This window comes from Paremcibacter congregatus (assembly GCF_006385135.1).
Lineage (GTDB): Bacteria > Pseudomonadota > Alphaproteobacteria > Sphingomonadales > Emcibacteraceae > Paremcibacter > Paremcibacter congregatus.
Genome location: NZ_CP041025.1, coordinates 3,062,780 through 3,076,589 on the forward strand (window position 1 = coordinate 3,062,780; position 13,810 = coordinate 3,076,589).

Genomic DNA, 13,810 nt, shown 5'->3' on the forward strand with positions numbered 1-13,810 from the left:
CCGTGCATTAACCCTTGGTTCATCCCTGTTCGGGTACAAAGACAAAAGAGTGTGACTATTTCTTCACTTTTCAGCATCAGGGACAAACAAGACTTGAAATCTGCCCCTGATCAGGTACAAGTTGGGGATAATTATAAGGGTTGGGAATTTCAGGCTTAGTAGAATTGTTGGATTATAGAAGGATAAATTGATGAAAAAGATATTTTTAATGCTCTCCGTATCAGTTTTGGCGGCCACGTCATTTGCGGCCACATCATTTGCTGATGGTGATGCCGATAAAGGCAAGAAAGTATTTAAAAAATGTAAAGCCTGCCACAGCGTGGATCAGGGTGGAAAGCACCGTGTCGGCCCGAACCTGTTTAATGTCTTCGGGGCGAAAGCCGGCCATAAAGACGGCTATAAATATTCGTCCGCCATGGCAGACTCCGGTTTGACATGGGATGAAGCAACACTGGATGCCTACCTGAAAAAACCAAAGGATGTGATCAAAGGTACGAAAATGACCTTCGCCGGCCTTAAAAAAGACAAACAACGGGCCAATGTTATTGCATATCTTAAAACGCTGCAGTAGTTCTGCCCTTTACATGACAGGGAAAGCACCGGCGTCGAGAGGGCCCGGTGCTTTTTTTATGCAATCCCTCTCTGCTGCATCTTGAAAATTAACCGAAAGGTTATAAATCTATGGAACGATCCCTTTCTGTAGGCAACCAGCCTCACCGGATTAGACGACTTAACTGGATAAAATGACTATGCAACATAATGCGCCCCGAACCGCCAAGACCCGTACCGTAGCTCTTGCCCGCCAGAAAAAGGCCAATCGCATCATGATGACCGCCTTATCAGCTGTCGTACTGTTGACGACACTCTTCTGGAGCCAAAGCCTCTGGGCCGCAGACAACAAGGCGCCGATCAATGAAGACCCCGCCCTGCAAAAACAGGCGGCAAGCTTTATCCAGACATTGGCCGATCGCGCCCTGACCAGTCTGGGCACCGCCGAATTTAGCCTCACCGATCAGGAGGTCCGCTTTCGCGAGATTCTCACCGACGGGTTTGATGTCAACTATATTGGCCGCATTTCACTGGGGCGCCACAAAAAAGCCGCCAGCAACGACCAGGTTACCGCCTATCAAAACCTGTTCCCGGAATATCTGGTAAAGGTCTATACCAGTCGTCTGACAAAACTCGACACCCAGGAGGTTCGCACAGGCGATGTCTTGCCTAAAGGTAAGATCGATATGTATGTGCGCACGAAGGTCATCAACGCTGACGGTAAGTCTTATGACGTCGATTGGCGTGTACGCCCTGCCCCTAACGCCGACAACTCAGGCGCCTATGATTTCAAGATCATTGATGTCAAAATTGAAGGCATCAGCATGGCTCGCACCCAACGGGATGATTTCACGGCCCGTATTACCGAAAGCGGCATGACCGGACTGATTGCATTTATGCAGGCCATTGTCGACGGCACCGCAACGCCACAAACTGCAAAAGTAGAATCCGAAGCCACGACAAACTAGTTTCACGACGCGGCCCCCTTGCCCCGTATCATGCCTCTTTCCTGCCCCCTTCGGGCGGGAATGCACCACGCCTTTTCCCTTTCGCGCGATAATTTGGATTTTATTCATATATATGGCTTATTGATATATTGCGGTTTTTACGATTAGACGATATGTAAGGGCCATATGGCGTGATTCTATTAATTTTGTTCAGCCGGTGACCGAAAATCTCCACACCGGGGGGCAGATCATTCTACTGGAAAGGTTGAATAATGGCTGAAAATCTATTGCATCTTGTGTTTGGTGGCAAAGTCGCTGACCCGCAAACACTGGATTTCGTCGATGTCGAAGATCTGGATATTGTCGGCATTTTCCCCAATTACAAAACGGCCTTCGACGCCTGGAAAGGCGCCAGTCAGGCCAATGTTGATGATGCGATGACGAAATATGTCGTGGTGCATTTACACCGTTTTATGGAACCGGAAAAACAGTAATCTACCTGCATGACCCCTCGTGAGAATTTCCGGCGCCTGAAAAGGGCCGCCGAGGCGACCCGTTAGTTGAAGTAGCTGTCGATTTCCTGAGTAATGGCGCCTGTATCATAGGTGTAAACACCAATACGGCTGTGTAAAATCGAATAGGCCTCTGTACGGTCCTTAGGGCCAATATGCTTAAGAAGCACACGGGCGACCCGCCGGGTTGTCTCGCTATCATGCAAAAGCGTTGATACGATACATGTCATAGTTTATATCTCCTTCTTCTTTCTTCAGGATACTCATCATTGAGTGGCCTCTTGATAGACCCGTTCTATTGCATGAGTATGACATCAAGGTGTCGCCCCAATGATATTACCAAACACTTAAGTAATACAGATATTTGCCTCGCAGGCCGCAATGGATTAAACTGACGAAAAAAGGGTTAGGGATGACAAATAGAAGAAAAAGCAGAACTAAATTTGCCATACTGGGATTCTTGGCCAGCAAACCCCGTTCCGGTTATGACCTTAAAAAGGCCATCGAGAAAAGCATCGGCTTTTTCTGGAGCGAAAGTTATGGCCAGATTTACCCCATCCTGTCACAGCTGGTGAAAGAAGGCCACGCCATCAAGTTGCCGATTGACGAGACTTCCGGCCGCAAGCGCCAACAATATGCCATTACGGATGCCGGCATTGAAGAATTAAAGGACTGGATCGAAAAGGCCGCCGAGCCCCAGACCTACCGTAATGAACTGCTGCTCAAGATTTTCTTCGGCCACCAGGCCGACCCGGACGCCAGCCGCAAACATCTGGAAGAATTCAAGACCCAGCAAAAAGAACTTAACGAAACCTTCAAAGGATTTCAAAGCACCCTGCCTGATATGAAAGACCAGCCGCTTAATCATTATGTCTACCTTCAGGCGACGATTAATTACGGTATCCTCATGACAGAGGCCAGCCTGAAATGGGCCAATGATACCCTTCGGATGATCAACAGGGCCAAAAGCTGACCCCTTCCCCCTACGACACAAAAAAGCCCCCCTGCGATCTGCAGCGGGGCTTTTCCGACTTAGAATAAAATGACCGTCAGATCACCGTCAACATGGCCGCCACCAACGCATGGCGCACGATGTCCTGTTCTTCAAGCCGGATGACCGAAATATCATCCAGCGTATCCAGCCGACTGGCGATATCTCTCAACCCTGACAAACCTTCCAGCAGGTCCGACTGATCCGGGTCACCGGTCATCACCATCGTTGACTGCCATCCCAACCGGGTCAGCAACATCTTCAGCTGGCCATAGGTGCAGTTCTGGGCCTCGTCAACCACCACATAGGCGTTGTTCAGGGTCCGGCCCCGCATATAGGCAATCGGGGCAATTTCAATGGTTCCGTCCTGAAGGTATTTCTTCAGATTACGCAATCCCATACGATCACTGAGACAATCATAAAGCGGGCGCAGATAAGGCGCCAGTTTCTCATCAAGCGCCCCAGGCAGGTAGCCAAGGTTCTCCCCGGCCTCAACCGCGGGCCGTGACAAAAGGATACGGGACACCTGCCCCGACTCCAGCGCCTCGACCGCCTTGGCGACGGCGACATAGGTCTTGCCCGTCCCCGCCGGCCCCACCGCCAGAACCACATTGTGGGCGTCGATGGCTTCGATCAGGCGGGCCTGATTGTCATTTTGCGGTTTGATCCTGCGGCTGTATTTCTGCGCCCGTGGCTCGGCGTCACTGCTTTGCAAGGGGTCCCATGAATTTTCCCGATAGAGCGAGCGGATATTCGACGTATGAATATTCGGGTTATGTGTGCTGTCCTGATGTGTTTTGGTCCGTCTTGATTTCTTACCCATGAGATGCTCCTGTTGTGGTGAAGGCTAGAACAAAAAACGCCCCCCGGAAATACCGGGAGGCGTTTGGAGAACAATAGCAACAAAGGAACTTGCAGGTTCTAAGGTGAGCTTAGAAGAACACGCTCGCGGCGGCCTGTTTCGAGTCACTCTGACAAATTCCCTTCGTTATTAAGAAGAAATAGCCATATCAGTGTACGCCAAAAAAGACCGATTGCAAATAAAATATTCCTATGTCACGGGGCCGTCATCCCTGTTCACAGGGATGACTTAACCGGGAAGATCAGAAGGTATAACCAACCCCGAAACCCAGAACCCAGGGGTGAATGTTAACATCGGCGGTAACCGCACCACCGTTGATGCTGACATCAGTATCGAGCCAGATTTTCTTGACGTCGACGTTCACAGACCATTTTTCGTCAATCTTGAAATCAACCCCGGCCTGAAGTGCCAGACCAAAACTGTCTTTAAGATTGATATCCGTGATCGCCCCGCCGGCAGCATTCTCATTATAGAAGAAAGTGTAATTCACACCTGCGCCAACATAAGGACTGATATCTCCTTTTGGGTTAAAGTGATATTGCAGTGTCACTGTTGGCGGCAACAGCATGACATTGCCCAAGTCGGCGCTGGCGCCAAGCGCTGTATCAATCCCTGTGGCATAATGTTTTGTTGTCGCCAGGATCAATTCCACCCCGATGTTGTCGGTCATGAAATATGTGAAGTCCAGTTCCGGAACAATGTCATTGTTCAGGCCGACCGTTCCGCCGATAGAAGTTGTCGCACTTTCATCCGGCATGACATATATCGCCCGGGCGCGCATCAGCAGATCGCCCGCTTCTTTGGCAAAAGACACCGCTGGCATGGCAGCAGCAATTAAAGCGGCCAGACTTACAGTTTTTAACAGGGTGGTTTTCATTTTCGTTTCCTCTTTCTAGGTGGTTACAAGAAAACATTTAAGCCGTTAAACCACCCCCGACTTTGACATGCATCAAGAAAAAACAAAGTTTGCCTTTCCCGGCAATCGCCCTGTGAAAATTACTGACCAGGGGAATTTTTCCCTACCCAACGGCTGCAAACACAGGTATTTAAGAGATAACAATCACCAACCTTAAAAGGGAGCATGCCAATGGCGTCTCTTAATGACATGACCCTGACCACAATCCGCCAGGACCTGGAAAAGCTCAGCGGTGAAATGCTGACCCTGATCCAGAAATATAATCTTGATGCCACCAGTTCACTGGACATCATATCCACCGCCCGGCAAAAAATAACCGACCCTAAGGATTACGTGCGGTTTCTTGAATTGTCTTTGGAAGGTCGCATATTGGGGGAAGCCGCAACCGCCCTGGAAGAGGCCACGGTTAAAGACGACTAGATTATCCCAGATAGTCTTTCAGGTATTGAGCCGCCAATTGCTGATATCCAACGACGCCTTCCTGCATACCTGCAATGGCCTTGTCATCCAGGTCACGGATTTTCTTCGCCGGACGCCCGACCCATAATTCACGCGAAGCCACCCGCTTGCCAGGACTGAGTAACGCCCCGGCCGCGACCATGCCTTCGCTTTCGATCACGCCCCCGTCCATGGTCACCGCCCCCAGACCCACAAAGCCCCGATCTTCAATGATCGTGCCATGTATCATGGCGGAATGCCCGATCAGAACATCTTCCCCGATCAGGGTCGCCGCCCCGCCGCCTTCCACATGAACGACAGTATTATCCTGAATATTACTGCCGGCGCCGACGCGGATTTTATTAACATCCCCCCGCAAGACACAATTAAACCAGATACTGGCCTTGGCGCCGATATGTACATCCCCGATAATGCGGGCGCCAGGGGCGATATATGCTCCCTCGGCCAGGGTAGGCCAGATGCCGTTGAAAGGATACAGTTTGCCGCCACCCGGGGCGATTCGAAATGTCTCATGCGTCATGCAATATCCCTTTCCTGTCATCTGCGGTGAAAATTATGGAAATAATGGCGCCTGTTCCAGCGACAATGTTTCCGGCAGGTCAAACATCAGGTTCATGTTCTGGATCGCCTGACCGGAAGATCCCTTGACCAGATTATCCAGCACCGTCACCAGAATCGCCCGCCCGGGCACCCGATCGGCAAAGACGCCGATCAGACACAGGTTAGATCCTCTGATATGGCGGGTGGCCGGCATTACGCCTTCTTCCACCACATGCACGAACGGTTCATCCTGATAACAGTCCTGCAGATGATTTCGCAGGTCGTCAGCGGTCTGGTCTTCCGCCAGATTAACATAGATGGTTTCCAGTTCCCCCCGGTTCATTGGCACCAGATGCGGGGTAAAGGTCACATAAAGATCTTCCCCGAACGATTTCGACAATTCCTGTTCGATTTCCGGCGAATGGCGATGGCTGGCAACCCCGTACGGGTGCATGCCTTCGGATACTTCGGTGAAGAGATTGGCTTCCCGTAAAGAACGCCCTGCCCCGCTGACTCCGGTTTTGGCATCGATAATAATGCCATCCTTTTTGATTTTCTGCGCCGCCAGAAGCGGCATCAATGTCAACAAGGCCGCCGTCGGGAAACAGCCCGGACAGGCCACCAGACGGGCATTTTTGATATCTTCACGGTATTGTTCCGTCAGGCCGTATACTGCTTCTTTCTGTAATTCAGGCGCCTGATGATATTCCCCATACCATTTGGTATAGACATCCGTGTCCCGCAACCGGAAATCAGCCGACAAATCAACCACTTTCACTGACCCTTTAATGGCGTTTGCGTAATCGGCCGGACGTTCTATAATCATTTCATCGACAAAACCATGCCCGGTTTCATGCAAAATCCCTTTGATAATTTCCTGAGACGTCGCGTGCGGCAAAGCACAGAAGACCACATCCAGTTCCAGCCCGGGCCATTCCACATCCCCCACCGCCATCAGATCCGGCAATCCCAGCCCCGCGAGATGCGGATAGACCGTTTCAATTGATTGACCAGCCTTGCGATCCGCTGTCATCAAAACGATTTCCACATGTGGATGACGCACCAGCAGACGGATAAGTTCCGCGCCAGTGTACCCGCTAGCGCCCAGGATTGCGGCTCTGATTTTTTTCGGAGATGTTGTCATAATGTGGTCCACGGTTCTAAATAAGCTGTATTTCCCCTATATAGGCTTCTTTGTCGTGAAATTCAAAATGATCTGTGGAAAAAATAACTTTTCAGGAAACAATATATCACTTTGCCACCAGATCCTGCCAGGTCACCCGTGTCATATGCCCCGGGATATCCACATAAGGCCCGATCATATCGCCCGAGAGAAAATTCACACCGATTTCCTTCGACAAAATAAGATCCTCTTCCGTTTTGATATTTTGCAGAGCCGTGTAGATGTGCAATTTTCGACACTTGCCGACGAACAGGGCCAGCTGTTTCCAATAGGCCGTCGGATTGACGGGCTTGTCCGGATAAGTCAAACTCAGGCCCTTCACCCCGCACTCATGGTAATAGCTGACATTCTGCGGTATATGATCGCAGGCGACCACCACCCCCCGTGAATAGGCCATCAGACTTGAGATGATGAAACGCAATTTGGTTTCCGGCACCCCGTCCGGAAAATTAATCAGGGTGAACGAAATATATTTATGCAGCGCGACGGGGATCACCTTGCAGCGCGACAGAAACCCCTGCAACATGTCCGTATTAAACAAGGTTTCATAACAAATCGGCAGCGAGAAGATCGCCCTGAAATTATTCTGAAACAGATCATCCATGGTTGTGATGGTCTCGATCATCACCATATAATCCATACCGATCATGGCTTCGATGCAACTGGGGTCGGCCAGAACCTCGTAGCCCCGGCTGATATTCTTGTATCGATCAATACTTTGTGTATTCACTATGTACGTTGATATTGCCTGATTTCGGACATCCCATATCGGCCGGTACACAACCTCATAAGGCAGTTCCTGCAATGGCGAAGCAGACTGAAAATTTGTTCCACCCTGGCTTGCCTGCCGGATTTCCTCTTCCGCTTCCTCGACACTGATATCTTTATAGATACTGTCTACGCCTTTTTCTTCAAACAGCATCTCGCCCTTACTGCGGCCGACAGCCGTCTTGACCGTGAGACAATCGGTATCCGCAGACCCCAGATATATTTCCGTAAGCTCCCGCAGAATGTTCGAGCAGATCAGCCGTGATCCAGCCTCAGACAAACGGGAGAACACCACGATATGCTCATCATCGGAACGGGAAAAAAACACATCATCTTCGGCGATATGACTATTAACAATTTTAGTGAGATTTTCCAGTATTCGACTTCTCAGTCCGGGCCACTTGTCGCCCAGTTTGAGCTTTAACGCCTCTAGCCCGAGAAGATGCACCCGCCCCGAATCGACCAGGTCACTGTTGGAAATAATCCGTTCAAGCTTGCGTTCTGCATCACTGTAGCATTTTAGGATTTTGGGTTTTTTGTGCTGCGTCGGTGCGATACTCTTCTGAAACCCCGCGCTTATAAACTTTAGTAATCCGGCCATAACCCTCTTTACCACCCTTAAAAAATAGACGTCATACAGACGTCTTCCATCGGAACATATATGCAGGACTGCATATCGTGCAAGTTTAGCGCCCGAGTGTTAAGAATTCTCTAATATTACAATTCAGCCCCCTGTTCTTCTCCTCTATGATGACCTACAAAAAAAGGCCGCCCCAAGCGGAGCGACCTTCTGTAATCTTTTGTGCAGGAGAACCCTGCAAAACCTTAACGTTTGGAGAACTGGAAGCTACGACGCGCTTTCGCTTTACCGTATTTCTTACGTTCAACCACACGTGCATCGCGGGTCATGAAGCCAGCAGCTTTCAGGGCCGGACGCAAGGCAGGTTCGTAGTATGTCAAAGCCTTGGAGATACCATGACGAACGGCGCCAGCCTGGCCGGACAAACCGCCGCCCTTGACTGTGGCGACAACATCAAACTGTCCAACACGTGACGTCACGTCAAATGTCTGGTTCACAATCATCCGCAGTGTTGGGCGGGCGAAGTAAACAGCCTGATCACGACCATTGACGATGATTTTACCAGTACCCGGTTTCAGCCAAACGCGGGCGACCGCGTCTTTACGTTTTCCGGTTGCGTAGGAACGGCCCTGGGAATCGATCTTTGGCTCAACAACTTCGGCTTCTTCACCGGCTTCACCGGCTGTTACAGCAGCGGCTGTCGCTTTGGCTTCCAAGGTAATGTCCTTGAGATCGTCCAGCGTTTTCTTTTCGTCAGCCATTATGCACGACTCCTTGTATTCTTGATATTCATTGCCGCAACATCAATAACCTCTGGGTTCTGAGCCGCGTGGCTATGTTCCGCACCAACAAAGACGCGCAGGTTTTTCATCACGGCGTTACCGAGAGGACCACTTGGGATCATGCGCTTGACAGCTTTGGTAACAACACGCTCGGCATGTTCGCCTTCAAGCAGCTCGCGGGCTGTGCGTTGTTTGATGCCTCCAGGATGGCCGGTATGCCAGTAATAGATCTTGTCATCCATTTTTTTACCGGACAGTTTCACTTTCTCGGCATTGATCACGATGATGTTGTCACCACAATCCATGTGAGGAGTGTAAGAGGGCTTATGTTTACCGCGCAGACGAGTGGCAATGAGCGCCGCCAGACGACCGAGGACAATACCTTCGGCATCAATGACGAACCATTTTTTCTCAATGTCTGCTGGTGTTGCAGAAAAGGTTTTCATTTAACAATCCTTAATTCAAATTCAACGCAGTATTAAATCAACCTAATTCCGACTTTAAGTCTGGCATGACAGGGCAAAATTTATTACCTTGACCACAGACTTCATCTGAACGACAACAGACTTATTCCACGTCACAAAACGAGGGCAATATGCCAGCGTTTGAAAGAATGTCAATGGAAATAATCGTTATAAATTCAGTTGCTTACAATAATGGTATTATAATACCACCCAATAAGTCACTTAAATTGAACTATTTTTAACAAGACCACGCAACCCTATAAAAAGGACACGCCACAAATGTCTGAAAACTATAACTTTTCAACCCTCGCCGTTCATGCCGGACAAAAATCCGACCCGACCACAGGCGCCTGCGCGACCCCGATTTACCAAACGGCCTCTTTTGAATTCAACAACACCGAACATGCGGCCAATCTGTTCAACCTGCAGGAATTCGGCAACATCTACAGCCGACTCACCAACCCGACCAACGCGGTGCTCGAAGCCCGGGTCGCCGCCCTTGAAGGTGGGGTCGCCGCCCTTGCCGTGTCCAGCGGTCATGCGGCCCAGTTCACCGTTTTCCACACCCTGCTAGAACCCGGTGATGAAATCCTCGCCGCCAACAAGTTGTATGGCGGTTCCATCACCCAGATGGGTACCAGCTTCCGTAAATTCGGCTGGACAGCCACCTTCGTCGAACCGACGGCCGAAAATTTCAAGGCCGCTCTCAACGATAATGTCAAAGCCATCTTTATTGAAAGTCTCGCCAACCCGGGCGGGGTCGTCACCGACATCGCCGCCATCGCCAAGGTCGCCCATGACGCCGGCATCGTTCTGGTGGTCGACAATACCCTCGCCAGCCCTTACCTCTGCCGCCCTCTAGAGCATGGCGCCGATATCGTGGTCCACAGCCTGACCAAATTCCTCGGCGGGCAGGGCAACAGCATCGGCGGCATCGTCGTCGACGGCGGCAGCTTCGACTGGCGGGCCAGCGACAAATACAAAAGCCTGACCGACCCCTGCCCCAGTTATCATGGGGTGGTTCTGGCCGAAACCTTCGGGCCGGCCATGGGCAACATCGCCTTCGCCATCGCCTGCCGGGTGCTCAGCCTGCGCGATATCGGCCAGTGCCTGTCGCCGCAGAATGCTTTTTATATTCTGAACGGCATCGAGACCCTGCCCCTGCGCATGCAGCGCCACTGCGAGAACGCCCTGGCGGTCGCCACATTCCTGAACGATCATGACAATGTCGCCTGGGTCTCCTATTCCGGGCTCGAAGGTGACGCCTATCATGACCTGCAACAGAAATACATGCCCAAAGGCGGCGGCGCGGTAATGACCTTTGGCCTGAAGGGTGGCTATGATGCTGGCGTAAAAATGGTGGAAAGCGTGCAACTGTTCAAGCATCTCGCCAATATCGGCGACACCCGCAGCCTGATTATTCATCCGTCCTCCACCACCCACCGGCAGCTGGATGAAGCCGGACAGATCGCCGCCGGCGCAGGTCCCGACGTCATCCGTCTCTCCATCGGCATCGAGGACATTAAAGACATTCTCGCCGATCTGGATCAGGCCTTAAAAGCCTAAAAAAACTTAAAGGCCCTGGCACAATATTTCCGGGGCCTTTAATCTTGTTTTCTCCAACCACTCAACAATTGTTTTATATGTTGCCGTATATATTTAATTATATATACTGAAACCTAAGTAAGTGTTGGGGTTAGTATCTACCATAATAGTAAAAAGCAGCTATCTCTAACAAAATTAATATGCATTGTGGAGATACCTATGCGCCATAAAAGATACACCTTTCGCGCTATAATCGTGGCACTTTCGTTACTATTGATTTCACCTATATCCTCTTCTTTCGCTGAAACCCAACAGATAGCAAAGCCATCTGGGAAGAAGCTAAAGTTGAAAGTTGCCATTGGTCGATTCACAAACGAGACTAATTATGGCAAGAGCCTTTTGCGGGACAACGAGCTTGACCCGCTTGGCAAACAAGCCGCAGATATTCTCACAGCTTATCTGACTAAATCAGAAAGCTTTCTTATATTCGAACGACCCGACCTTAACAAAATAATGAAAGAACAAAAACATACCGGTGGGTCCAATATCATCGGTGTTGATACCCTTATCGTCGGCTCTGTCATTGAATTTGGTCGTTCAACGGATGGTAAAAGAGGTATCTTTAATAAAAAGAAAGTTCAAAAAGCACATGCTAAGGTAGCCATTCGCCTAGTCGATGTAAGAACCGGACTGGTATTTCATTCCGCAACTGGTTCTGGAGAAGCTACAACAGCCACATCAACCGTCCTTGGGGTAGGCAGTACTGCAAAGTATGATGCATCTCTCAATGACAAGGCAATTTCAATCGCGATTGAAGATCTAATCGAAGAACTGGTGACGCAGCTCTCTGGTCGCACCTGGAAAACGGACATCCTAAAAGTCGCGGGAACGACCGCTTATATTTCCGGGGGAAAAAGGCAAGGATTGAAAATAGGTGATACCCTCATTGTCATGAAGCAAGGCGAGGTAATCACCAGCAATCAATCAGGCTTTGATATTACTCTGCCGGCCGAAAAAATTGGTGAATTGAAAGTAGTCTCTCTTTTTGGAGACAATGAGACCACTGAAGGTGCCGTCACTAAAATCATTTCCGGTACACTTACTGAAGGACGTCCTGAGGGCCTCTTTGTAACAATTGAAAAATAATAGGGGCATATTATGAGACAACTTTTTATCATCACTTTACTCACTTTATTGTCTGCTTGCGGCAGCATGCCCAAACATGCAGATATAAGGTCTGATGACCGTCCAACCATATATATTGACAAATCCGGAATCGGATCAGAGATTCATATAGATGGACAATATTTGGGGCTTGTAAACAAAGACCGTCAAACTTTTGCTACGACGCCAGGCAAACATGACATTAAGATCATTTCACCTTCTGGGACAATTACCAAAAAAACAATTTTTGTTCAGGGTAATACCAGAAGAGAAATAACACCAAATCAATAAAATAATAATTTCAAATTGAGGGTTTAGCTATGAGATTTATTAAAAAATCGCACACTAAAGCAGTCGCTGCTGTCTGCTTATCTGCATTAATATCGGGTTGTGGCGTCAAAACCATGTATGAATGGGATGGCTACAGCAGCCATCTTCTTTCCTATTATAAACACCCTGAAGAACTGCAAAAATTTTCAGAAAAACTTTATGATGGAATACAAAAGGCAGAAGAAACAAATACAGTTCCACCAGGAATTTATGCGGAATATGGGTATGTGCAACTTGCTATGAATGACATGTCCACAGCCGCCCTTTATTTCACAAAAGAAAAAGAAAAATGGCCTGAATCTGCTTACCTAATGGATAAAGCTTTAGGGAAAATAGCAAAAATGCCATCCGATGAAACAACAGACATCCAAGAAACCAATGAAACTGCAGGGGCAACCAAATGAGAAATTTCAAAACAATAGCTATCCTTCTCTTTTCTTGCGCCTTGACTGCGTGTGCCGCAACACCCAATTCCAAAGACTATACTTCCTTTGCAACAGCAGATCCCCATTCCATTTTGATCGTTCCTGTAATTAATCATTCAGAAGAAGCCGAAGCACCTGACTTGTTCCTGACGACCCTCGCTATTCCTCTGGCTGAACGCGGGTACTATGTCTTCCCCACCAATATGGTGAAAGACATGATGGAAAAAGACGGCTTGGCGGATGCCCATATGGTTCACTCTGCCAATACCACAAGACTAGCTGAACTCTTTGGTGCTGACAGCGTCATTTATGTTGAGATTCTGCAATGGGAATCAAAGTATAATGTATTGGCTTCTGGCGTACAGGTTCATTTCCTCTACACCATTAAAGACGGGCGTTCAGGCTCTCTTTTATGGCAGGATGAAGAAAACTTCTATTTTAATAAATCATCGAGCTCAGGTAATATATTTGCTGATCTTATCGTAAATGCTGTTACTGCTGCAGTTGATAACGCAAGTTCTGACTACACGCCGGTCGCTCATGCCGCCAATGCAACTGCTCTCTTGCGTGAAGGCCAAGGTATCCCCGCAGGCCCATACTCCGCACGGTATAAAAAAGATAGTGCTCAATTCCCCAGCAGCGGTACGGGTCGGTTAACTGATGCAACATCAACTGCCATCTCCTATAACGCGGACCCAAACGCTAATCTAAGAGAAGTTCCAGAAGAAGGTGCTCCTGAAGAAAAGTCTGAAGAAGCAGCCCCTGCGGAAGGTGTTGAAAAATAATCTGGATT

At 49.2% G+C, this 13,810-nt stretch carries 18 protein-coding genes; 10 read left to right on the plus strand and 8 right to left on the minus strand.

Annotation, left to right across the window (positions count from 1 at the left end):
• Positions 1–190 precede the first annotated feature (190 nt).
• The 3 genes from FIV45_RS13510 (at position 191) to FIV45_RS13520 (ending at position 1,990) form a co-directional block, all read left to right on the plus strand.
• Positions 191–571, plus strand: coding sequence for a c-type cytochrome (locus FIV45_RS13510; RefSeq protein WP_099475210.1), 381 nt, complete (start codon positions 191–193; stop codon positions 569–571).
• 178 nt (positions 572–749) lie between these two features.
• Positions 750–1,517 (plus strand): MlaC/ttg2D family ABC transporter substrate-binding protein, encoded by a 768-nt coding sequence (locus tag FIV45_RS13515; RefSeq protein ID WP_181040078.1) that lies wholly within the window; start codon positions 750–752, stop codon positions 1,515–1,517.
• 251 nt (positions 1,518–1,768) lie between these two features.
• Positions 1,769–1,990, plus strand: a complete 222-nt coding sequence (locus FIV45_RS13520) for a DUF4170 domain-containing protein (RefSeq protein WP_099475208.1) — start codon at positions 1,769–1,771, stop codon at positions 1,988–1,990.
• Between the two features lie 62 nt (positions 1,991–2,052).
• On the opposite strand, the gene FIV45_RS13525 is transcribed toward FIV45_RS13520, so the two are convergent.
• Positions 2,053–2,238, minus strand: coding sequence for a hypothetical protein (locus FIV45_RS13525; protein WP_099475207.1), 186 nt, complete (start codon positions 2,236–2,238; stop codon positions 2,053–2,055).
• A 182-nt stretch (positions 2,239–2,420) separates the two neighbouring features.
• Here FIV45_RS13525 and FIV45_RS13530 point away from each other — a divergent pair, with 182 nt between their 5' ends.
• On the plus strand, positions 2,421–2,981 hold the full coding sequence (locus FIV45_RS13530; RefSeq protein WP_099475206.1) for a PadR family transcriptional regulator: 561 nt from the start codon (positions 2,421–2,423) through the stop codon (positions 2,979–2,981).
• Between the two features lie 76 nt (positions 2,982–3,057).
• Here FIV45_RS13530 and FIV45_RS13535 read toward each other — a convergent pair whose 3' ends face one another.
• Positions 3,058–3,822, minus strand: coding sequence for a PhoH family protein (locus FIV45_RS13535; RefSeq protein ID WP_099475205.1), 765 nt, complete (start codon positions 3,820–3,822; stop codon positions 3,058–3,060).
• A gap of 280 nt (positions 3,823–4,102) precedes the next feature.
• The gene (locus FIV45_RS13540) at positions 4,103–4,738 is read right to left on the minus strand and encodes an OmpW/AlkL family protein (RefSeq protein ID WP_099475204.1); all 636 of its coding nucleotides are present in this window, start codon (positions 4,736–4,738) and stop codon (positions 4,103–4,105) included.
• A 210-nt stretch (positions 4,739–4,948) separates the two neighbouring features.
• Between FIV45_RS13540 and FIV45_RS13545 the strand changes: the two genes are divergently transcribed.
• Positions 4,949–5,197 carry a hypothetical protein gene (locus tag FIV45_RS13545; RefSeq protein ID WP_204602386.1) on the plus strand — a complete coding sequence of 83 codons (249 nt, stop codon included), beginning with the start codon at positions 4,949–4,951 and terminating at the stop codon, positions 5,195–5,197.
• Between the two features lies 1 nt (position 5,198).
• On the opposite strand, the gene FIV45_RS13550 is transcribed toward FIV45_RS13545, so the two are convergent.
• The 5 genes from FIV45_RS13550 to rplM form a co-directional block, all read right to left on the minus strand.
• Entirely contained in the window at positions 5,199–5,756 is a 558-nt protein-coding gene (locus FIV45_RS13550) for a gamma carbonic anhydrase family protein (protein WP_099475203.1), read from the minus strand.
• Between the two features lie 33 nt (positions 5,757–5,789).
• On the minus strand, positions 5,790–6,920 hold the full coding sequence (gene argC / locus FIV45_RS13555) for an N-acetyl-gamma-glutamyl-phosphate reductase (RefSeq protein WP_099475202.1): 1,131 nt from the start codon (positions 6,918–6,920) through the stop codon (positions 5,790–5,792).
• Positions 6,921–7,026: 106 nt separating this feature from the next.
• The gene (locus FIV45_RS13560; protein WP_099475201.1) at positions 7,027–8,328 is read right to left on the minus strand and encodes a hypothetical protein; all 1,302 of its coding nucleotides are present in this window, start codon (positions 8,326–8,328) and stop codon (positions 7,027–7,029) included.
• A 224-nt stretch (positions 8,329–8,552) separates the two neighbouring features.
• Positions 8,553–9,068, minus strand: coding sequence for a 30S ribosomal protein S9 (rpsI, locus tag FIV45_RS13565; RefSeq protein ID WP_099475200.1), 516 nt, complete (start codon positions 9,066–9,068; stop codon positions 8,553–8,555).
• Positions 9,068–9,535, minus strand: a complete 468-nt coding sequence (gene rplM, locus FIV45_RS13570; RefSeq protein ID WP_099475199.1) for a 50S ribosomal protein L13 — start codon at positions 9,533–9,535, stop codon at positions 9,068–9,070. The genes rpsI and rplM overlap by 1 nt, the downstream gene beginning before the upstream one ends.
• A gap of 297 nt (positions 9,536–9,832) precedes the next feature.
• Between rplM and FIV45_RS13575 the strand changes: the two genes are divergently transcribed.
• The 5 genes from FIV45_RS13575 to FIV45_RS13595 all read left to right on the plus strand — a co-directional run bounded on the left by FIV45_RS13575 (position 9,833) and on the right by FIV45_RS13595 (position 13,802).
• On the plus strand, positions 9,833–11,119 hold the full coding sequence (locus FIV45_RS13575) for an O-acetylhomoserine aminocarboxypropyltransferase (RefSeq protein ID WP_099475198.1): 1,287 nt from the start codon (positions 9,833–9,835) through the stop codon (positions 11,117–11,119).
• Positions 11,120–11,317: 198 nt separating this feature from the next.
• Complete coding sequence (locus FIV45_RS13580; RefSeq protein WP_099475197.1) at positions 11,318–12,244, plus strand: CsgG/HfaB family protein; 927 nt, start codon at positions 11,318–11,320, stop codon at positions 12,242–12,244.
• A 12-nt stretch (positions 12,245–12,256) separates the two neighbouring features.
• Positions 12,257–12,553 carry a hypothetical protein gene (locus tag FIV45_RS13585; protein ID WP_099475196.1) on the plus strand — a complete coding sequence of 99 codons (297 nt, stop codon included), beginning with the start codon at positions 12,257–12,259 and terminating at the stop codon, positions 12,551–12,553.
• Positions 12,554–12,582: 29 nt separating this feature from the next.
• Positions 12,583–12,996 carry a DUF4810 domain-containing protein gene (locus tag FIV45_RS13590; protein ID WP_099475195.1) on the plus strand — a complete coding sequence of 138 codons (414 nt, stop codon included), beginning with the start codon at positions 12,583–12,585 and terminating at the stop codon, positions 12,994–12,996.
• Positions 12,993–13,802, plus strand: a complete 810-nt coding sequence (locus FIV45_RS13595; protein WP_099475194.1) for a DUF799 domain-containing protein — start codon at positions 12,993–12,995, stop codon at positions 13,800–13,802. Before FIV45_RS13590 ends, FIV45_RS13595 begins: the two co-directional genes overlap by 4 nt.
• Positions 13,803–13,810: the final 8 nt, after the last annotated feature.